Here is an 18,262-nt window from a genome sequence, read left to right on the forward strand (position 1 = left end):
TGCTCAAAAGACTAGCTGCTAGCTAGCTAAAAAAGATATCAAATGGGTTCTATAGTGCTTCTCGTCTCATAGTAAATCAGTTTACAGCTCTGTAACGATCAAGATGGCGAAACCCCAGGGCGATTCATCCCATCCCTAGAAGCAATAAGCTGACTCGCCGTCTTTCTCTAAATTAACGCAAGTTTGGCACATTAGAAGCATAGTGGGCAAGATTGCAATGGGGGATGAAATGTCAATGCAAAAAGTGTCAGTTATTGATTATCGCCAAGCGAATGCCGCAAATTCCCTATTGCCGAAACCCTCTATCCTCTCAAGCACTGGCTGGAGTCATCTGCATCTGGAAGTTTACCAACAGCCAAAATTTGAAATCGTCGAGCATCAACATACGATGCATATCATTGCTTGTGGGCTTCCTGACTCACTTGAAGAACTAGAGCGGGATAATAAGACAGGAGAGCGGTGGTTAGATGGAAAGCTGCAACAGGAAAGGCGGAGAACCGGAGATATTGCAGTGATTCCTGCGGGTATTTCCCATCGCTGTAACTGGAATACCTCAGTTGAATTTATGGTCTTGGCAATTGAGCCTGCATTGCTCCAACAGGTGGGTGAGGATTTTGTCAATCCTGATCGCATTGAACTCATGCCTCGGTTTATGAGTCAGCAAGATGTGCTGATTCAAGGTATTTTCTCGACCTTGAGAGATGAATTAGAGTCTGGCAAAATCGGCGGAGATTTGCTGATTGACAGCTTCAAAACAACTTTAGCGATTCACCTCCTACGGAACTATTGCACTACGCAACCGAAGCTTTCCAGTTATGCAAATGGACTATCTCAAGCAATTCTCAAACAAGTGACAGAGTATATTCATGAGCATCTCCATCAAGACTTGAAGTTGGCTGATCTGAGTGCGATCGCCCAACTCAGTCCCTACCATTTTCTCCGTCTGTTTAAGCAACGGATGGGAATCACACCCCACCAATACATCCTGCAACGTCGCATTGAAAAGGCAAAACATTTGTTAAAGCACAGCAACCTGAGCATTGCAGAAATTGCCATGCGAACAGGTTTTTGCGATCAAAGTCATTTGACCAGATGCTTTAAACACATAGTTGGTATTACTCCAAAACAACTGTTGCAAACCTGACCGCAAGAACCTCCAAAAATTCCGCAATTTTCTTCTAGAGTCCTGAATAGAAACTTTTCTAAAGTATCAACAGGTTCTACTCAATACTTGTGAAGAGAGACTGGAATGACTGACACAAACACCAAAATTGAACAAACAACCGTATTCATTCCTACACCCGATGGACAGATGCCCGCTTTCCTGTTTACTCATCCTAAAGGTGGTCGAAAACCAGCCGTTCTCTTGTTAATGGAGGCATTTGGTTTAACGCCCCATATCCAAAACGTAGCAACCCGAATTGCCAGCGAAGGTTATGTTGTTCTCACCCCCGATTTATACTACCGGGAGTTGCCCAACAACAAGTTTGGATACGACGAAGTTGACCAGGCGATGGCAATGATGTGGCGCTTGGACTTTGGCAAACCGATTGAGGAAGATATTGGGGCAGCGTTGGCTTATCTAAAGTCTCGATCGGATGTGTATCCCGATCGGGTTGGCGTAACTGGATTCTGCCTGGGTGGTGGATTAACCTTTCTGACTGCCTGCAAGTTGTCATCTACAATTGCTGCGGCAGCTCCCTTCTACGGTATGGTCGCTTCGGAGTGGATTGAGGCAGTGAAAGACGTTACAGTGCCGGTTTACTTGTTCTTTGGAGGTGTCGATCCTTTTATTGGGCGCGATCGCATTCAACAGATCGAGTCCCGATTTCAGGAACTTGCCAAAGACTACAGGCTAAAGCTTTATCCAGATGCCAATCATGGCTTTTTCTGCAATGAGCGGTCTTCTTACAATCAAGCAGCAGCAGAGGATTCATGGTATGAACTCCGGCAATTCTTTCACAAACACTTACAGTACTGAGGCAGGAGGAAGGAGGATTGAGAAAGTTTTGATGCGATCGCAAATTCTCAATATCATTGGCGGATTCTAGCAACGGTGGTGACTGCCCTGCGCCGAGTCCATCAAACGTGATGACCTAAGCTGTAACAGAATACTAAAAGCCCTTTGACATAAATCACCCTTTAAGAGGAAAGTAATAACTAGATAACCTATGAGGCTGTTATATGCCTGAAGTCAATTCTCAACAGCCGATCAATAGTGCTGCTACTGTTGTAGAGAATTATGCAGCAGGAAAACGAGACTTTAGTAAAGCAGAACTGGGTGATGCTGATTTGCAAGGCATTAACTTGAGAGGATCTGACTTCAGTTATGCCGACTTAAGTGAAGCTAACCTGAGTAGCGCTAATCTCAGGGGATCTGACCTGAGCTTTACCGATCTCAGTCAAGCTAATCTGAGGGATACTGATCTTAGGGGAGCATTGTTGATGTCAGCTAATCTCCACCAAGCTGATCTCAAAGGAGCGAACCTGGAAAAAGCAGACTACGATCGCAACACCCATTTTCCCCAAGATTTCGACCCCGTGAAGGCGGGTATGCAGATTAAATTTAAAGATTGATTCATTTAAGTTGAATGATCTTACTTGCCTCAAGATAGAAGATATTTATCCTAAAAGAGTTGTATTTTGGTAAAAAAGCCTATCTATGAGGTTGACAATGGAGGCAAAAAGTGAAACCTTCAACCGACGTGCACCGCTAATTACTGCTGGAATTTTTCTTGGTGTGGGTCTTGGAGGATTTCTTGATGGAATTTTACTGCATCAGCTCCTCCAGTGGCATCATATGCTCAGTAACATTCGACCTTTGACAAACACGGCGAATATAGATTTGAACATGGTATGGGATGGGTTATTTCATGCTTTGGATTGGATATTCACTGTGGTAGGACTTGTGTTGCTATGGCGTGCAGGTGGGCGTGATGATGTTCCTTGGTCATCACAGACTTTTATTGGGTCAATACTGATTGGTACTGGGTTGTTCGACTTGGTTGAAGGTTTAATTGACCACCAAATTCTCGGTATCCATCATGTGAAATCAGGCCCAAATGAGTTAGCTTGGGATCTAGGATTTCTTGCATTCGGTGCGTTACTTGTTGTTATCGGCTGGATAATGATAAAAAGGTCAAGAGTCATTAGTCATTAGTCATTGGGCATGGGGCATTGGGCATTGGGCACAAGAGGCAGAGGTGCAAAGGAGTAAAGGGGAAAAACTTACTGCAACTTCTCCTCTGCTCCCTTACTCCCCCTCCCTCCCCTGCCTCCCCTTCTCCCCCCTCCCCCCTATGCCTACAGATACTTTTGAAAGAACTAGTTTAAGTTGGCAGCTTTCTCAATTTCAACAACAAGCCGGAGAATGGTGGGAATACCAGTTTTACCGCTTTGAGCAGGCTTTGCCAGAATTGCCTACTGGATGGTCGATTAGCCCAAGGCTTGGTGAGTTGCTGAAATTCCTGTTTTGGCTGGTAATAGGCTTATTTATCGCTTGGGTGGGTTGGCGATTATGGCGAGAATTCAGTCCTTATGTATATTCGTGGCTGAATAGAACTGGCAATTTCACAGATTTTCGCGTAAAAACTCCCTCTAGTGAGTTATCCATAGCTCTTTTGTTGGAGCGATCGCAAGAATTTTACCGTCAAGGTAACTACCGTGAGGCTTGCCGTTGTGTTTATTTAGCAATGTTGCAGCAGTTGCATCAAAACGCCATGTCTAACGACAAGCCGCAGGGCGTCTACGCACCTCATAAACTTAGCCGTACAGATGGAGAATATCTACAATTACTGCGATCGTCTGTGACTCCCATACAGCCTTATGAAACTTTAATTACTACTCACGAGCAATTATGCTTTGGGAATACCGAGATTTTGCCAGATAATTATGAGCAGTGTTGGCAAGCCTATCGGGAAATTTATCCAGAATGAAGAGAATGCGGGGATAGGGATCTTCAATACATATATACTTTAAAAAATCAATTATTTTAGTGAAAATTAATATAAAAGAAAGGAAAAGCGAGAGATAGGCATAAAGACTTATCCTCGCTTTTTAATTACCTAAGCTGTGAGAGTTGCGATCGCCTGATCTACAGATTGCAAGGCAGTGTTTACTTCCGCCTCTGTGACAATTAGCGGTGGCACAAACCGGACTACTTTTGGCCCGGCCGGTACTAGCAATACGCCCTCCTTGATAGCAGCATTGACGACATCGGCTGCGGTTAGCCCAATGTCGGCTCGTAACTCCAAACCGTTGATTAAACCCCAACCCCGAACTTCGCTAATGTGCTGAGGATATTTCGCTGCGATCGCCCTCAATCCAGATCGCAATTGTTCACCCCTATCTTGTACATTCTGCAAAATATTTTCCCGTTCCAATGTCTGGCAAACGCTGAGTGCCACACCACACACAAATGGATTTCCGCCAAAAGTGCTGGCGTGTTCCCCTGGTTGAAAAACATCGCAGAATTTCTTGCTCATCATTGCGCCGATGGGGATACCGCCACCTAAGCCTTTGGCACTGGTGAATATATCTGGTTCAACGCCGAGGTGTTCGTAACCCCATAATTTGCCGCTGCGCCCCATGCCAACTTGTACTTCATCAAAAATTAACAAAACGCCAGTTTCATCGCAAATCTGCCGTAGCTTTTTGAAATAAGCAACATCTCCTGGACGGACACCGCCTTCTCCCTGCAATGGCTCGATCAGAATCGCTGCTACCCGATAATCGCCTTCATCCAACTCACTAATTGCCACTTCTACAGCGTTAATATCGTTGTAATTTACGTAGTGGAAACCAGGAACCAAGGGATCAAAATACTTTTGATACTTCGGTTGTGCAGTGGCGGTAATCGTTGCCAAAGTCCGTCCGTGGAAACTGGCATGGGCGGTTAAGATAATCGGTTTTTCAATGTCTAATACTGTGTGGGCATATTTCCGCGCCAGTTTAATTGCGGCTTCGTTAGCTTCAGCTCCAGAGTTGCAGAAAAATACGCGATCGGCACAAGAATGATCAACGATCCATTTTGCCAATTCACCTTGCTCAGGAATGTAGTACAAATTAGAGACATGGTGCAACTTCTGGATTTGGCGTGTCACCGCTTCTACCATAGCTGGGTGGGCGTGTCCCAAAGTACAAGTGGCAATTCCCGCCACAAAGTCCAGATATTCTCGCCCCTGTGTATCCCAAACCCGGCATCCAGCACCCCGTTCTAGGGCTAGGGGAAATCGGGCGTAGGTGGACATGACAGCTTGATTAAAGCTATCTGCCTCAAAGGGACTAGATGCTACAGACCCTGAATCTGGGGGGATGGTGGCTTGTTCAACGAGAGTTTGTAGGCTCACTACCGCTCCTCCTGAAAGTTTTTCATTATATAGTTATTTACTAGTTTCCTAGAAATCCCTAAAAAATACTTTTTATTTAGTACAACTCGTACTTGTTCTTAAGCTAACGCTTACATAACCTCAAACGCTTGGCGGTGGTGAAAAAAACTTTGTACTCAACACTTGAGCAATTGAACTAGGGATTGGGGACTCTTAAGATTTGGTTGGGGATTCAGACCCTATCCAAATCTTAAAGGAATTTCTTGACCAGTAAAGAGTCACGGAGCGTCCATTCCTCCCCAACTTCTCTACGAGATGCACTGTTAGATCGGCGCAGCAAGTTAGGGAGTGATGGGCACGACCTATTGAAAGCCACATATCTCCGACTTTCTTTAAAAAATCGGAGATTTTATCGATCGCGATTGACTCAATAACCCAACAGCCATTTCAAGGTGCATCTCAGCTTTGTGCAAATTCAACAGGTTCTTTTGGTTAGATCGGGGTAAGCCATCTTCCTACCTTCTAGGGTTATTTTTATTTCATCTATCCACCCCTTCAAGAGAAAAAATGCTGCTTCACCACATCCAGGCGTGAACAGTTCCAATAATCGATATGGGAGACAATCAAACCATCAGAGTTAAGACCTAACTCACTCCAACCAGGAATAGATATCCGTGGCTTCCAGGGAAGAGGAGTATTCCAACTGAGTGTCCACTCAGTTTTTACTATGTCTCCTAAACGTTGAATATTGTGTAAATCCATCTTGGGATCTAAAAACCAAGTTTGGATAAAATTAATCATTTCTTTGTAACGTTTAACACCACTAAATTTATTCAGTGGGTCTTGAAAATAAACGTCTGGAGCGTAAATGCTGTAAGTTTGATTTACTGGGAATCTTTGATAGTCTTCTGTGAGGATTTCAATAATATTCATGATAAACAGATATATCTATAAATTGGTTTAATATGGAACACTTAAAAATTGAAATTAACCCTCATTCCATAAACGTTCTAACTGACTCCGCCAAGCAATGAGAACTACTTCTCGTGCCTCTGAGGTTTGATTTATTTCGCCCATTAATCCTTCAGCGTAAAAGCGTTCTAAGCTTTGCATAGTAGCTTGTAGAGATTGTCCTTGCTGTTTTGCTGCCTGAATAATTTGCCGGATGCGGCTTTCAATTAGTCGATTAAAGACATTATCTAATCCAGCCTGATAGAGAGATACAAGGCGACTGATTGCATTGGACAAATCTGCACTCACTAAAGTGCTCCTATTATGTTGAAATACTCCCCAAACAACCCCTTCATACAAAGCATAACGGACTTCCTGAGTGTCATCAAAGTTGGCTTCTAGGAACTGTTCTAAAAATGGTTTGGCTTGTTGGATAGGCACAATAGGCAGTAAAACTCGCAGCCAAGTATTATCTTCGGAAAGCAGCACCAACAGCCGAAAAGTAGAAGTATCTACTTGCCACGATCTAGGAGCGATGTCTACGACGGGCTGCGCCAACGCAGCAACAGCCGATGTGCCAAATAATTCTGTTAGCGTACTCACAATTTCTTCAGATGTCATAACCTGTTGATTAGATATAGCCTCTAGATTAGCGCAGAGGTGTATCAGCTTATTCACTAGAACATGAACCCACCACTGATTGTAGACCACTGAAATCTTTGATTTCAGTGGGGGCTGGTACCCAAAATTAATTAATTAAAAATTATTTTTGTTCTTAATTTTTAACTTTTAATTTTTAATTCAAAAAAGGTCAAGGGTTAATTTTAGTGTAGGTGTAGCCTGCCATAGGCATTACTCTGATTGTTTGTGACATTTCGCAGGTTAGGGGACTTCCAAGAAATAAATTATCCAATCTTGTGGGGTGGGCATCTTGCCCGCCTTTGGTTACTGGGCGGGCGAGACGCCCACCCCACAATTAAATAGTTGGATATTTTTTTATTTGTCAGTCCCTAGCTCAACTAACCTGCGGAATATCGGATATAAAAAAGACAGGCATTTTGCCTGTCCTATAAGGAATGATTTAGCAAAGAATTTAGAAATTCATCTCAGCAGCTTGAACTTTCTCAACCTGCTTCTTCTTCAGCACCAGCATAACTTGGGCTAACATTACAAGAGCGATGAACGCTATCATCCATTTAACTCTAGAGGAGTCTTGCAATACGATTTCTGCATCTGTTTGACCGAATCCACCGGCATTCGGGTTGCTGGTCAAAGCATCACCAGTCTTAACTGTTTGCCCTTCAGAAACAAGCAGGTCTGGCCCTAAAGGAATCGTATCAACGACAACATCACCAGATTCAGGTTGAATGTTTACTAAATATTTGACGTTACCGTCTCCATCTTCCTCTTTGGCAATTTTGGTAATTGTGCCAGTAGCGGAAGCGTTGTAAACAGTGTTGTTGCTCTTTTCGCCAGTGGGATAAACTTGTCCGCGTCCCCGATTACCACCTACGTGAACTGAATATTTACCGAAGTGGATGTTTTTGTCGGTTGCGGGGTTGGGAGAAAGAACTGGGAAGATGATTTCCTGATACTGTTCACCGGGTAAGGGGCCGACGATGACGACATTCTCTTTGTCTTCGCTGTAGGGTTGGAAGGTAGTGTCGCCAACTTCTTCTTTAAGTTCCTCGGAAAGACGGTCTTCGGGAGCAATCTTAAAGCCTTCAGGTAGCATCAGTACAGCACCGACGTTCAAGCCAACCTTAGAACCATCGGCACCAACTTGCTGGGCGCTTAGATCGTAGGGGATTTTCACCACAGCTTTGAATACAGTGTCAGGTAGCACCGATTGGGGAACTTCCACTTCTGTAACCTTGGCGGCTAGGTGACAGTTGGCACAAACAATCCGCCCGGTTGGTTCGCGGGGGGTTTCGGGATAGGTTTGCTGTGCCCAAAAGGGATAGGCGGCAGCGGATTGGGGAAGGGCTAGATCGCTGGTGAAGTAAAATGTCACGGTAGCGATCGCTATGAGCAATGTTTTTACAATCGCTCTAGCACTGCGAGTTAACCTCGCTGTTATGAAAACATTTCTCATCTCTATAAGGGCGACGATTGAATTAGTCATTAGTCATTGGTCATTAGTCATTAGTGAGCCAGCGCGGTCTTAGGGGTTTCCCCTATGAGCGACTGGCGAACCCGTAAGGGTCATTAGTCATTAAGCCCTGAACAAAGGACAAATGACTAAGGACTAAGGACAAAATTATTAACCCCACCAAGGTGCATCACCTGTGCGGAAGTCGGTTTCAGTCCAAGGGGTCAAGACGATTTTGTCGTCGTTTACTTTGGTATGGGCTAAAGCCAGAGACAGAGGTGCTGGGCCCCGAACTACCTTACCAGTTTCGTCATACTGGGAACCATGACAAGGACACTTGAATTTGTTCTCAGCAACGTTCCAGGGGACGACACAACCTAAGTGGGTACAGATGGCGTTAATGCCATAATCTTTGATCGCCTCTTTGCTGTCTACCACAATGTAGGTGGGATCTCCCTTTAGTCCTTGGACTAGGTTGCGATCGCCTGCATTCCGGTTTTCTAGAAATTTAGTGACACTAACATCGTTACCTAGCTCGTCTTTTGCCGTTACACCACCACCAGCACCACCAGTTGCGGGTGGAATAAAGTACTTGACAACGGGATACAATGCACCCAGAGCCACTCCAGTCACAGTCCCAAAAGTGAGCAGATTCATGAACTGACGACGCCCCATATCGGGCACGTCTGCTGATTCAGAAAATTGAGCCATAATCTACGCGCTCTTTGTGTATTTTGTTAAGCATTTTGACAAAAGTACTAGTACTTGAGGAACTCTTGTCTAAGTCGAAATGCTAGCGCTCACAACGATGCCATACTTCTCTGTTCCAAGATATATTTAGCATCTTTTCTGTTAGCATTACATTTCTTTATATCCTTATCATACTGGAGTCACGGAACTTAACATCATAACTAAATGTAAAATCTGATTGAGAAAAGCTATGACAGGACAGGAATTACGCCAGATGTTGCTTGAAAAGTGGGGATATTCTTACGATGTCCAGTTGCGGCGGGCACAGGGAAAGATATTTTTGCAAGTCATGTGGAAATATCTGGAGCAAGCTTCTTTTCCCTTGAGCGAGGCGGAGTACCAAGAGCATCTCGATAGCATTGCCAATTATCTTCATGCCTTGGGTGGGTCAACACAGGTACAAACATTTATTGCCCAAACACGCGATCGCCCCCGGCTTGGCAAGGCTGTTAGCATTCCTCTAGATTTGGGTAAACGTTCTTCGGAATGGATATTATGACCCGCTAATGCATTAACATGAATAAAATTCTGAGTAATTAGAGTATTTTTTATCTCAAAATACCATAATGTGCTATAGAATTCTTTTGCCCAATGCTACATTTCTATCTGGCTGAATTAATACAACTTCTTTATCGTCTATAACCACTCCCAAAACTAAAACTTCCGAGATAAAATCGGCAATTTGACGGGATGGGAAGTTAGTAACAGCTAATATTAATCTGTTGATTAATTCCTCTGGCTCATAATTTTTAGTAATTTGGGCACTAGATTTTTTGATGCCCAAATCGCCAAAATCTATCCACAACTTATAAGCTGCTTTTTTAGCTTTAGGGAACTCTTCGACTTTGATGACTTTGCCAACATGAATCTCAACTTTTTCAAAGTCATCATAACTAACTTGTCTCATTTACTTGTAAGATGAGATTTTTTTGAATTAGAGCAATGCGACGATCATTTACCTGTAAGCTTCACCAGTCCAACACCACCGAAATAAAGCCCTAAAACTGCTCCTGCTAACAGACTTTGAGTCAGGGGGTCAGTAGAAGGTGTTAGAACGGCTCCTAAAATTACTGCTCCCATAATCACGTAACGCCAGCCAGAAACCATCCGTTCTGACGAGACAATGTTTAAATTACCGAGCAACAGTTGGATGATGGGAATTTGAAATGCTAAACCAGTACTGAATAACAGTAGCAGCACAAATTCAAAATACTTATCAATTGACCAAAGTTGTTCGACTACATCTGCTCCATAGCTGATGAAAAATTTCAAAGCTGCGGGGATAAGAAGTAAATAGGCAAATACTAACCCCGCTGCAAACAGCACACTCGAACCTAAAACCACAGGCCCCAGTAAACGGCGTTCGCGGCGAGTCAGTCCTGGAAGCACAAACTGGATAATCTGATAAAGAATGAAAGGACTAGTAAGTACGAAGCCAGTGTAGGCTGCCACTTTGAGGGAGACAAAGAAATATTCTCCTGGTGCAAGTTGGAGAAATTTTACTCCTTGTGCTGGAACCTCAAGTAGTTGGACAATTGGCTTAACGGCAAAGAAACAGCCGATAATGCCGACTGCTACGGCAATCAACGAATAGAAAATCCGCAGTCGTAACTCTTCTAGGTGGTCGAAAAGGGACATTTCGATTTCATCTGGCAACTCATCAAGAGGATCGGTGTCTGAGTTGCCATATTCTTCTGGATCGAGGTTGGGAACCTTTACACTATCTACGTCTTGTGAAGGCGTCATGAGTCAGCTAGTAGGCAACATTTGTTAACTATTTTATCCGGGGAATGCAGCTACCCAAGATATGTTTTTGGGTATTGTGGGTTTTTATCCTGTTTTTTGGGCTTGTATCTGGATAAGTTAGTAGGAAGCCATCTTGTAGGCAATGCCTAACCTAAAAAAGGGTGGAACCGATAATTTAAAAATCACGTCTCTGCGGCTAGTAGCGCTGAGTAAATTCACACAACATCAACATATAATACTCAGTTTTGAAAATCCGGTTCATCAAGGTGGCATCTATACATAGCGCAATCGGAAATTTTTAGCTGAGGTTGGGTATGAACCGGATAATTTGCATTGCCCTGATGGCATTGCCTGTTTATTTATACAATGTTGAGCTAGGCAATACTTATAGTAGTGACGTGACAATTGTCAAAAACCAGTTTCCCATAATAACTGCTCTAATTGCTTACAGTACAAATGCTCAATCAGGGATCTTGCCGTGGCAAATATCGGCTAGAGATGACCAAACCGAAGATTGCCTTCGGGCTGGCATTTGCAAGGATTGATAAGAGAAGGCAGCAGGCAGTCCCATGATAAAAAAAGAAAATTAATGGTGGCAGAAAATCAAAGTACAGTAGTGGTTACTGGAGCCTCAACAGGAATTGGTCAAGCGTGTGCTTTGCTTTTAGACCAGTTGGGCTTCTCTGTTTTTGCTGGCGTGCGTCAAGATATTGATGCTCAAACACTTAAACAGAAAGGATCGCAAAGGCTCATTCCGATTTTTTTAGATGTTACTGACGCTGAATCGATCGCAGCTGCGGTTGAGAAGGTAACAAATGCAGTCGGTGGCGGGGGGATTTTAGGTTTAGTGAACAATGCCGGAATTGCTGTCCCTGGGCCGTTAGAATTATTAGCGATCGCAGAATTTCAACAACAAATGCTAGTTAATGTCACTGGACAATTAGCAGTGACACAAGGATTTCTTGGTCTATTACGCCAGAGTCGGGGTCGAATTGTCAATATGGGTTCCATTGCTGGTAGAAGTCCGACGCCGTTCCTGGGAGCTTACAATGCGTCGAAATTTGCGCTTGTTGCACTCACTGATGTGATGCGGATGGAATTACGACCTTGGGGAATCTCCGTTTCTATTATCGAACCTGGTGCGATCGCTACTCCAATCTGGGAAAAGTCCCTAAGTCAATCGGAAATAGCACAGCACGATCTGCCACAATCGGCACAAAATCTCTACGGACAGGCGATGAATATTGTCCGCAAGAAAATGCAGGTTCTCGCATCTGGGGGAATTTCTGCGGATATTGTCGCTCAGGCTGTTGTCCATGCGCTCACCGCAAAACAACCTAAGACACGCTATCTGGTTGGACAAGATGCCAAAATTGGAGCTGTGTTGAAGCATATTTTACCCGATCATCTACATGACCGGATAATTTTATACTCAATGGGTTTGTAGATTACTGCCTGAGTTTTTTAATAAGCAATTAGACAGACATGATATGACTTGAAACGATACAATTTCTAAAAGCTGCTTCCAGACTAGCTTTTACCTTATTTTGACACAAATCCACATCTGTGAGTTTGTGTCAAATTCCATTGTGGATTTATCATGTAACCTGACACGGTTAGTGTGGGGTTACATGATAAATCCCAAAAAAGACCTTGCATTGCAACATTTCTATAAATGTTATAAATAGGCAAATTACAGCAGTTTTCAAGTAGATAAGGTACAAAATGCAGGACTCACGCATCGACACAAAGAGTTTCTACTCCCTTCTTCCTACCTCCTGCCTCCAAACCCGTAGCTTTGTACTTCATGTAAAAGAAAACTACTGTATCTGATCCGAACTGCATTGGCTACACTAATGCTAAAAATGAATTTATATTCAAAATCGGCGGATTTCTTTGTGACTATTATGTATAAATCATCATCTCCAAAAATCCAAATATTTACAACTATAACAGATTGTATTTTGCTACCCGTGTTATCAAATTCTTTAAAATATTCTCAGTATTTGTTTTTAATCTTTAATTTTAGCTGATGGAGGTCATCTGCGGTAGAAAGGGCGATCGCATGATCAAAAAATGGTATCGAGTCCAAAAGCTAAAAGCAATATTTGTCCTAACATTGGCAGTTGTATTTACTAATGCTGTAGTCTCATATAGCAACACTGTAAAGCTGATTCATAACCAACAATGGGTGACATACTCCTATGAAGTTATTACTCAACTTGAAAGTATCCAATCTACACTCAAAGATACTGAAACTGCACAACGTAATTACTTAATTACAGCAGATGCAGATGATTTACAAACCTATCTTGCAGCTAATCAACAAACTAATAGCAATATTCAGATTCTCAAAAAGTTAACTGCCAATAACCATCAAAAACAGCAGTGGATTGTTTTGCTGGAGCCGAAAATTACCAACAAGCTCAACATTCTGCAACAAGAAGTTTCCCTCAGACAAAAGCAGGGATTAGAAGCAGTTCGGCAGCAAATATTATCTGATCAAGACAAGCAAATCGGCAAAGAGATTCAACAGCTGATTCACGACATTTTGAAGGCGGAGCAAAATTTGTTACACCAGGGAATGCAGCAATCACAAGCAAATTCTCAAAAGGCGATAGTTTCATTTTTTATCGCTGCTATTGTGGATTTGGTGCTGGTGGCGCTGCTGTATGACTTGTTGTGGCGTTATATCAGGCAACTTCAGCAGACAGAACTGGCCCTACGCCAAAGCGAAAATCGTTTACGAGCGATGATAGATGCAGAACCAGAATGCATCCAGTTAATTGCTAGGAATGGCACTCTTTTAGAAATTAATGCAGAAGGGCTGGCAATAATGGAAGTGGAAAGTGCTGATGTCTTGATTGGTAAACCAGTTGATGCCGTAATTGTACCAGACTATAGAGCAGCCTTTGCCGACTTGCATAAAAATATCTGCCAAGGTAACAAGGGGACTTTGGAGTTTGAAATTGTGGGATTTCAAGGTACTCGCCGCTACATGGAAACTTATGCCGTACCACTGCGTAACGAATCTGATGGAACGTTCATCCATTTGGCACTGATGCGAGATATCACCCAGCAAAAACAGGCAGAACAGAAAATCCGTGAACAAGCAGCGCTACTGGATGTATCAACTGACGCGATTCTGGTGCGAAATATCCACAATCAAATCTTATTTTGGAATCAAGGCGCTGAACGTTTATACGCCTGGAAGGCTGAGGAAGTTGTGGGTAAGAATGTTTTGCAACTTTTGTATAAAGAGATTTCACCACAGCTAGAAGATGCTTACTTGGAGGTGATGAATACGGGTGAGTGGCGGGGTGAGTTGCATCAACTGACAAGGGAAGGCAAAGTAATTATCGTTGAAAGTCGGTGGACACTGATCCGACATGATAATGGACAACCCAAATCTATTTTGAGTGTAAACACCGAAATCACGCAGCAAAAACAACTAGAAGCTCAACTTCTGCGATCGCAACGTTTGGAGAGTATCGGTACTCTAGCTGGCGGTATCGCTCATGACCTCAACAACATACTATCGCCAATTTTAATGTCAGTTCAACTGTTGCAGAAGAAATTGCCCGATTCGCAGAGTCAGCAAATACTGCAAACTTTAGAAAATAATGTTAGACGCGGCGCTAATTTGCTTAAACAAGTATTATCTTTTGCACGGGGTATTGAAAGCAAACGGACAATTGTGCAAATTCAGCCTTTGATGGCAGAAATTGAGCAAATTATCGCTCAAACATTCCCCAAATCCATCATCTGCCAAATAGATATCCCCAAAAATCTCTGGTACGTCCGTGGAGACACAACTCAACTACATCAGGTACTGATAAACTTGGTAATCAACGCCCGCGATGCTATGCCTAATGGTGGTATTCTAAGGATTGCGGCGGAAAATCTAGTTATTGGTGAACATTCTGCTCAGATAAATATAGATGCGAGAGTGGGTTCTTATATTGCGATCGTGGTGACGGATACTGGTATGGGGATGTCGTCGTCAGTTCAGCAACGGATTTTTGAACCATTTTTCACTACCAAAGAGATAAGCAAAGGTACAGGTTTAGGACTTTCTACAGCGTTGGGTATTATTAAGAATCACGGTGGTTTTGTCAATGTTTACAGTCAGGTAGGCAGAGGGACTCAATTTACAGTGTACTTACCTGCCTCTACATTCAGAGATACACATTTGCTAGCTCCAGAACTAGAATCGGTTATAAAAGATAGCTAATTTATTTTGGTGGCTAAAATATCACAAACGACACGCCCTAGTATTAGTAATAACTGTTGTGCATAAAAACTTGTATACAAGTTTTTATGCAAAGGTTTAATTTAAGGTGAGATCGCAGTTGGATTAACAGCAGTAATTTCTGAGTAACGGGCAAAATCACTAATGTTAAATGTCAGAATATGGGTTAACCCATGCACCAGCATTGCTGCAACTAGTCGCGCATCGTGTACGTTGACTCCCCTAATTCCATAGGCAATTACCAGCCTTTCCCATTCCTGGTAAATTGCTTCAGTATCTAGCAACAATGGGAACAACATCTTTAAACGGTTAACTTCTGCCTGTGTTTTTGCTACACTACGCCCTAAGCCATTTCTCTCAGTTGGGCGTGTGTAGACGTTCCAAAATTCAATCAAGTTTTGCGGTACAATGTGGAACTGTTCGCCGCGATCGCGTAACCTCCTGATAGCATTAACGGCATCCGGGTTCATTGGATGATTAAGGTCTACACTCCTTAACAGGACATTAGTATCTACGAGGTAAGGCACTTAACCTCGTTCTCCATAAATACTTGAGCGGCTAATGGCTTCATCAGAAAGCGATGAGAGGTTAAGCTCTCGGTGGCTCTCCACCCACTCAGTAAATGCTGCCACCCACTCTTGGGGAGTTGCAGTTTCATAGAAAGGGCGTTCCGTTGATGGTTGCACCAGATGCTCAAGCATGGTGTTTAAGTGAGGTTTAATCTCCGATGGAGTCCGGTTGAAAATCTTCGCCAACAAAAGCGTAATTGTTTCAATATCCTGACTATGGGCTTGTTCTAAATCACTCACAACAGATTTTGGTTGACTGTTCATAACTAAAATATTATCTAATTCAAGTTAATCACTTATTTTTCAGCTTAAAGTATTTCAACTAAATCAACTTTATTTGAGCTAACCGCAATTGGATTTAAATGTGAGGAAAATTAAACTACTGGGTTTGATATTAATTAGTTTGGCAATGGCGTTATGGTTTAATTTGCGTTCTTCAACACCGTCAATACCGACTGTTGTATCTTCACCACCAAAAACTATCCGCTACTTCGATCGCACTTTGCCCCAAAGCATCGCTCACATCGTCTTGATTCCAGCTAATAGCAAATTTTTGGTGACTCCTGCATTATCACAGAAGGTAGCCACTGTAGAGGAATTTGCCCAAAAGTATCAAGCTGTGGCTGTTTTGAATGCAGGCTTTTTTGACCCAGCCAATCAAAAAACTACATCTTATGTTGTCCGACAAGGAAAGTTGATAGCCGATCCCAAGGAAAACGAGCGCCTGGTGAACAATCCCAACTTAAAATCTTACCTGGGTCAAATATTCAATCGCACAGAATTCCGCCGCCACTTATGTGGCCAAACTATCAGCTATTCCATTGCCCTACACAGCCAGTCACTACCAGGAGGTTGTCAGTTAGTCGATGCTATAGGTGCTGGCCCACGCCTATTACCAGAACTCACGTTAGCAAAAGAGGGTTTTGTAGATAATAACAATAAACGAGATGCACTTGGCAGCAACCAACCCAACGCCAGAACTGCTGTGGGTATAACTCGTGATGGCAGTATTGTTTTAGTTATGGTAGCTCAAAAACCATCGGCTGCCGCTAACTCTGGAATATCTTTGCCAGCATTAGCTGATTTGATGAAAACCCTTGGTGCTGATCAAGCGATGAATCTGGATGGAGGGAGTTCGTCTTCGCTTTATTACAAGGGCAAAACCTTTTACGGGAAGGTTGATTTGGAGGGAAATTCTATCAAGCGTCCGGTGAAATCAGTTTTGCTGGTTCAGGAAAACTAGGACACCAATTCAGTAATCCTGGAAGAACCTCTCCCCCTACCCTTCTCCTACGAGGAGAGGGGGGTTTAGCTCCGGGGGCTGGGGGGTTGGTTTTTGATTACTGAATCGATGCTCTAGGGGCTAACGATACAACTGATGCAGTAAATTTAACTACGACAAAAAGATGACACTTGCGTAAGTCTTAGTTGAGCTATACCTACCCACTGATAGATTTTTGCTATGGCATCAATCCCCGAATCCGAATTGAGTCACAATGATAATAGGCAATCATAGAGGGTGCTGTTATGCTTCGTGTAACTCAAATTATTCGGAACTTGTTCCTTCGTTTTGAAGGCTTGTTTGGTGTTTTATTCCAAAGTTTTGCTAATTTTGTCGGAAATATATTTGGTTTTTTTGCCAAGCTTTTCGGATTCAATAAGCCTGGTTATTTCTTAGAATCTGATGAAGTGCAAGGCATAAAGCAAGTTTCTGCTAAACAGCCAATTGAAAAGGCTCAGGATAACAGTGTTAAAACTCCTACCACTAACCGCCGTCGTCCTAACGCCAAACTTGACGACTACTACCTCAATATGGCTCGTGATGTGAAAAAGAACTAACAAAAGCCATCAATTGGAGGGTGATCTTAATAATGCCTAGACGCATTCGCAATGCGGTTTCTCGTTAAACATCGCTTACGGTGAAAGCTTTGCGCCATCACACTCCCAATTTTTCATCTCAGAATTTTATAAATTACTGTCGCCTGCATTGGTATGGTGTGAGGGCGCTTTTGTGGAAAATCATCCAGCCACAATTGACGTATCTGTATGTGCGATGATCGCACCTTTAATCAGAAAAATATCCAGTTTTAGGCTGGACAAGAGCTAGAGAGCTTTTTGAGATTGAATATTTACTTGATTTTTAACTTACTAAATCAACCAAGGCGTTGCTCCGAAAGCGGACTATAGATGAAACTGAGCAGCCGCGATAATTCTCAGAGGTAAATACTGATAGTGTGATATTAGCTTGACCCGGATCTAAAATGCGTTTTACCTTGCAGGTTTGCATTTTATTGTTGCAGTAAGCAATGATGCGATCGCCAGCCTTGACTTCCAACGCTTGAATTTTCAATTAATACCAACCTTGCCCAGGAATTTGCTTAGTTAAAGGAAAAATATATTGCTATACTTCAGTTCTTCAACAATAGCAATGTTTATTTAAGTGTAACACAAAAATTCAAATCTTCAAATCGTATCAATTTAATCTTGATAATGTCAAGTTGATTTATACTCAAAACACTATATAGAACCCATTTGACATCTTTTACTGTGTTGAAGTAAAGTGAGCGCAAAAGTT

At 42.7% G+C, this 18,262-nt stretch carries 22 protein-coding genes; 12 read left to right on the forward strand and 10 right to left on the reverse strand.

Annotated features, from left to right (window positions below):
• The first annotated feature begins 229 nt into the window (after nucleotides 1-229).
• The 5 genes from HWQ44_RS05905 (at nucleotide 230) to HWQ44_RS05925 (ending at nucleotide 3,935) form a co-directional block, all read left to right on the forward strand.
• Nucleotides 230-1,144 (forward strand): AraC family transcriptional regulator, encoded by a 915-nt coding sequence (locus HWQ44_RS05905; RefSeq protein ID WP_292716153.1) that lies wholly within the window; start codon nucleotides 230-232, stop codon nucleotides 1,142-1,144.
• A 105-nt stretch (nucleotides 1,145-1,249) separates the two neighbouring features.
• Nucleotides 1,250-1,981, forward strand: coding sequence for a dienelactone hydrolase family protein (locus HWQ44_RS05910; protein ID WP_292716156.1), 732 nt, complete (start codon nucleotides 1,250-1,252; stop codon nucleotides 1,979-1,981).
• Nucleotides 1,982-2,184: 203 nt separating this feature from the next.
• A complete protein-coding gene (locus tag HWQ44_RS05915) occupies nucleotides 2,185-2,577 on the forward strand; it encodes a pentapeptide repeat-containing protein (RefSeq protein ID WP_292716159.1) in 393 nt (130 codons plus the stop codon).
• A 97-nt stretch (nucleotides 2,578-2,674) separates the two neighbouring features.
• Nucleotides 2,675-3,160, forward strand: a complete 486-nt coding sequence (locus tag HWQ44_RS05920; protein WP_292716162.1) for a DUF2243 domain-containing protein — start codon at nucleotides 2,675-2,677, stop codon at nucleotides 3,158-3,160.
• Nucleotides 3,161-3,299: 139 nt separating this feature from the next.
• Nucleotides 3,300-3,935, forward strand: coding sequence for a DUF4129 domain-containing protein (locus tag HWQ44_RS05925; RefSeq protein WP_292716164.1), 636 nt, complete (start codon nucleotides 3,300-3,302; stop codon nucleotides 3,933-3,935).
• A gap of 129 nt (nucleotides 3,936-4,064) precedes the next feature.
• On the opposite strand, the gene HWQ44_RS05930 is transcribed toward HWQ44_RS05925, so the two are convergent.
• The 5 genes from HWQ44_RS05930 to petC all read right to left on the reverse strand — a co-directional run bounded on the left by HWQ44_RS05930 (nucleotide 4,065) and on the right by petC (nucleotide 9,081).
• Nucleotides 4,065-5,348 carry an aspartate aminotransferase family protein gene (locus HWQ44_RS05930; RefSeq protein ID WP_292716166.1) on the reverse strand — a complete coding sequence of 428 codons (1,284 nt, stop codon included), beginning with the start codon at nucleotides 5,346-5,348 and terminating at the stop codon, nucleotides 4,065-4,067.
• 534 nt (nucleotides 5,349-5,882) lie between these two features.
• Nucleotides 5,883-6,260 (reverse strand): DUF2358 domain-containing protein, encoded by a 378-nt coding sequence (locus HWQ44_RS05935; protein ID WP_292716169.1) that lies wholly within the window; start codon nucleotides 6,258-6,260, stop codon nucleotides 5,883-5,885.
• A gap of 54 nt (nucleotides 6,261-6,314) precedes the next feature.
• Nucleotides 6,315-6,899 carry a leucine zipper domain-containing protein gene (locus HWQ44_RS05940; protein ID WP_292716172.1) on the reverse strand — a complete coding sequence of 195 codons (585 nt, stop codon included), beginning with the start codon at nucleotides 6,897-6,899 and terminating at the stop codon, nucleotides 6,315-6,317.
• Between the two features lie 472 nt (nucleotides 6,900-7,371).
• Entirely contained in the window at nucleotides 7,372-8,373 is a 1,002-nt protein-coding gene (petA, locus tag HWQ44_RS05945) for a cytochrome f (RefSeq protein WP_292716212.1), read from the reverse strand.
• Nucleotides 8,374-8,541: 168 nt separating this feature from the next.
• Nucleotides 8,542-9,081: a cytochrome b6-f complex iron-sulfur subunit gene (petC, locus tag HWQ44_RS05950; protein WP_292716175.1), complete on the reverse strand. Its 540-nt coding sequence runs from the start codon at nucleotides 9,079-9,081 to the stop codon at nucleotides 8,542-8,544.
• A gap of 229 nt (nucleotides 9,082-9,310) precedes the next feature.
• Between petC and HWQ44_RS05955 the strand changes: the two genes are divergently transcribed.
• Nucleotides 9,311-9,619 carry a DUF3067 family protein gene (locus HWQ44_RS05955; protein WP_292716178.1) on the forward strand — a complete coding sequence of 103 codons (309 nt, stop codon included), beginning with the start codon at nucleotides 9,311-9,313 and terminating at the stop codon, nucleotides 9,617-9,619.
• Nucleotides 9,620-9,691: 72 nt separating this feature from the next.
• On the opposite strand, the gene HWQ44_RS05960 is transcribed toward HWQ44_RS05955, so the two are convergent.
• A complete protein-coding gene (locus tag HWQ44_RS05960; RefSeq protein ID WP_292716181.1) occupies nucleotides 9,692-10,027 on the reverse strand; it encodes a tRNA-binding protein in 336 nt (111 codons plus the stop codon).
• Between the two features lie 44 nt (nucleotides 10,028-10,071).
• A complete protein-coding gene (tatC, locus tag HWQ44_RS05965; protein WP_292716183.1) occupies nucleotides 10,072-10,866 on the reverse strand; it encodes a twin-arginine translocase subunit TatC in 795 nt (264 codons plus the stop codon).
• Between the two features lie 142 nt (nucleotides 10,867-11,008).
• Between tatC and HWQ44_RS05970 the strand changes: the two genes are divergently transcribed.
• The 4 genes from HWQ44_RS05970 to HWQ44_RS05985 all read left to right on the forward strand — a co-directional run bounded on the left by HWQ44_RS05970 (nucleotide 11,009) and on the right by HWQ44_RS05985 (nucleotide 15,100).
• Nucleotides 11,009-11,149 carry a hypothetical protein gene (locus tag HWQ44_RS05970; protein ID WP_292716186.1) on the forward strand — a complete coding sequence of 47 codons (141 nt, stop codon included), beginning with the start codon at nucleotides 11,009-11,011 and terminating at the stop codon, nucleotides 11,147-11,149.
• Between the two features lie 31 nt (nucleotides 11,150-11,180).
• Nucleotides 11,181-11,411 carry a hypothetical protein gene (locus tag HWQ44_RS05975; RefSeq protein ID WP_292716189.1) on the forward strand — a complete coding sequence of 77 codons (231 nt, stop codon included), beginning with the start codon at nucleotides 11,181-11,183 and terminating at the stop codon, nucleotides 11,409-11,411.
• Nucleotides 11,412-11,455: 44 nt separating this feature from the next.
• Nucleotides 11,456-12,313, forward strand: coding sequence for an SDR family NAD(P)-dependent oxidoreductase (locus HWQ44_RS05980; RefSeq protein WP_292716191.1), 858 nt, complete (start codon nucleotides 11,456-11,458; stop codon nucleotides 12,311-12,313).
• A 585-nt stretch (nucleotides 12,314-12,898) separates the two neighbouring features.
• On the forward strand, nucleotides 12,899-15,100 hold the full coding sequence (locus HWQ44_RS05985; protein ID WP_292716194.1) for a PAS domain S-box protein: 2,202 nt from the start codon (nucleotides 12,899-12,901) through the stop codon (nucleotides 15,098-15,100).
• 101 nt (nucleotides 15,101-15,201) lie between these two features.
• Here the strand turns inward: HWQ44_RS05985 and HWQ44_RS05990 are convergent, their stop codons facing one another.
• Both HWQ44_RS05990 and HWQ44_RS05995 read right to left on the reverse strand, forming a co-directional pair.
• The gene (locus tag HWQ44_RS05990; protein ID WP_292716197.1) at nucleotides 15,202-15,645 is read right to left on the reverse strand and encodes a type II toxin-antitoxin system VapC family toxin; all 444 of its coding nucleotides are present in this window, start codon (nucleotides 15,643-15,645) and stop codon (nucleotides 15,202-15,204) included.
• The gene (locus tag HWQ44_RS05995; protein WP_292716200.1) at nucleotides 15,646-15,951 is read right to left on the reverse strand and encodes a hypothetical protein; all 306 of its coding nucleotides are present in this window, start codon (nucleotides 15,949-15,951) and stop codon (nucleotides 15,646-15,648) included.
• A 100-nt stretch (nucleotides 15,952-16,051) separates the two neighbouring features.
• On the opposite strand from HWQ44_RS05995, the gene HWQ44_RS06000 reads away from it, so the two are divergent.
• Nucleotides 16,052-16,930 carry a phosphodiester glycosidase family protein gene (locus HWQ44_RS06000; protein WP_292716203.1) on the forward strand — a complete coding sequence of 293 codons (879 nt, stop codon included), beginning with the start codon at nucleotides 16,052-16,054 and terminating at the stop codon, nucleotides 16,928-16,930.
• Nucleotides 16,931-17,214: 284 nt separating this feature from the next.
• The gene (locus tag HWQ44_RS06005) at nucleotides 17,215-17,526 is read left to right on the forward strand and encodes a threonine dehydratase (protein ID WP_292716206.1); all 312 of its coding nucleotides are present in this window, start codon (nucleotides 17,215-17,217) and stop codon (nucleotides 17,524-17,526) included.
• A 301-nt stretch (nucleotides 17,527-17,827) separates the two neighbouring features.
• Here the strand turns inward: HWQ44_RS06005 and HWQ44_RS06010 are convergent, their stop codons facing one another.
• Nucleotides 17,828-18,037: a hypothetical protein gene (locus tag HWQ44_RS06010; RefSeq protein WP_229546895.1), complete on the reverse strand. Its 210-nt coding sequence runs from the start codon at nucleotides 18,035-18,037 to the stop codon at nucleotides 17,828-17,830.
• Nucleotides 18,038-18,262 lie beyond the last annotated feature (225 nt).

Origin of the sequence: Nostoc sp. JL34 (genome assembly GCF_017114945.1) — a bacterium.
GTDB lineage: Bacteria > Cyanobacteriota > Cyanobacteriia > Cyanobacteriales > Nostocaceae > Nostoc.

Excerpts from the sequence above, each read along its gene's own strand:
- HWQ44_RS05905 (WP_292716153.1), top strand. The coding sequence starts at position 230 with ATGTCAATGCAAAAAGTGTCAGTTATTGATTATCGCCAAGCGAATGCC.
- petC (WP_292716175.1), bottom strand. The coding sequence starts at position 9,081 with ATGGCTCAATTTTCTGAATCAGCAGACGTGCCCGATATGGGGCGTCGT.
- HWQ44_RS05955 (WP_292716178.1), top strand. The coding sequence starts at position 9,311 with ATGACAGGACAGGAATTACGCCAGATGTTGCTTGAAAAGTGGGGATAT.
- HWQ44_RS05995 (WP_292716200.1), bottom strand. The coding sequence starts at position 15,951 with ATGAACAGTCAACCAAAATCTGTTGTGAGTGATTTAGAACAAGCCCAT.
- HWQ44_RS05935 (WP_292716169.1), bottom strand. The coding sequence starts at position 6,260 with ATGAATATTATTGAAATCCTCACAGAAGACTATCAAAGATTCCCAGTA.
- petA (WP_292716212.1), bottom strand. The coding sequence starts at position 8,373 with ATGAGAAATGTTTTCATAACAGCGAGGTTAACTCGCAGTGCTAGAGCG.
- HWQ44_RS05920 (WP_292716162.1), top strand. The coding sequence starts at position 2,675 with ATGGAGGCAAAAAGTGAAACCTTCAACCGACGTGCACCGCTAATTACT.
- HWQ44_RS05960 (WP_292716181.1), bottom strand. The coding sequence starts at position 10,027 with ATGAGACAAGTTAGTTATGATGACTTTGAAAAAGTTGAGATTCATGTT.
- HWQ44_RS05985 (WP_292716194.1), top strand. The coding sequence starts at position 12,899 with ATGGAGGTCATCTGCGGTAGAAAGGGCGATCGCATGATCAAAAAATGG.
- HWQ44_RS06005 (WP_292716206.1), top strand. The coding sequence starts at position 17,215 with ATGCTTCGTGTAACTCAAATTATTCGGAACTTGTTCCTTCGTTTTGAA.
- HWQ44_RS05970 (WP_292716186.1), top strand. The coding sequence starts at position 11,009 with ATGCCTAACCTAAAAAAGGGTGGAACCGATAATTTAAAAATCACGTCT.
- HWQ44_RS05980 (WP_292716191.1), top strand. The coding sequence starts at position 11,456 with ATGGTGGCAGAAAATCAAAGTACAGTAGTGGTTACTGGAGCCTCAACA.
- HWQ44_RS05975 (WP_292716189.1), top strand. The coding sequence starts at position 11,181 with ATGAACCGGATAATTTGCATTGCCCTGATGGCATTGCCTGTTTATTTA.
- HWQ44_RS05915 (WP_292716159.1), top strand. The coding sequence starts at position 2,185 with ATGCCTGAAGTCAATTCTCAACAGCCGATCAATAGTGCTGCTACTGTT.
- HWQ44_RS05925 (WP_292716164.1), top strand. The coding sequence starts at position 3,300 with ATGCCTACAGATACTTTTGAAAGAACTAGTTTAAGTTGGCAGCTTTCT.
- HWQ44_RS05940 (WP_292716172.1), bottom strand. The coding sequence starts at position 6,899 with ATGACATCTGAAGAAATTGTGAGTACGCTAACAGAATTATTTGGCACA.
- tatC (WP_292716183.1), bottom strand. The coding sequence starts at position 10,866 with ATGACGCCTTCACAAGACGTAGATAGTGTAAAGGTTCCCAACCTCGAT.
- HWQ44_RS05910 (WP_292716156.1), top strand. The coding sequence starts at position 1,250 with ATGACTGACACAAACACCAAAATTGAACAAACAACCGTATTCATTCCT.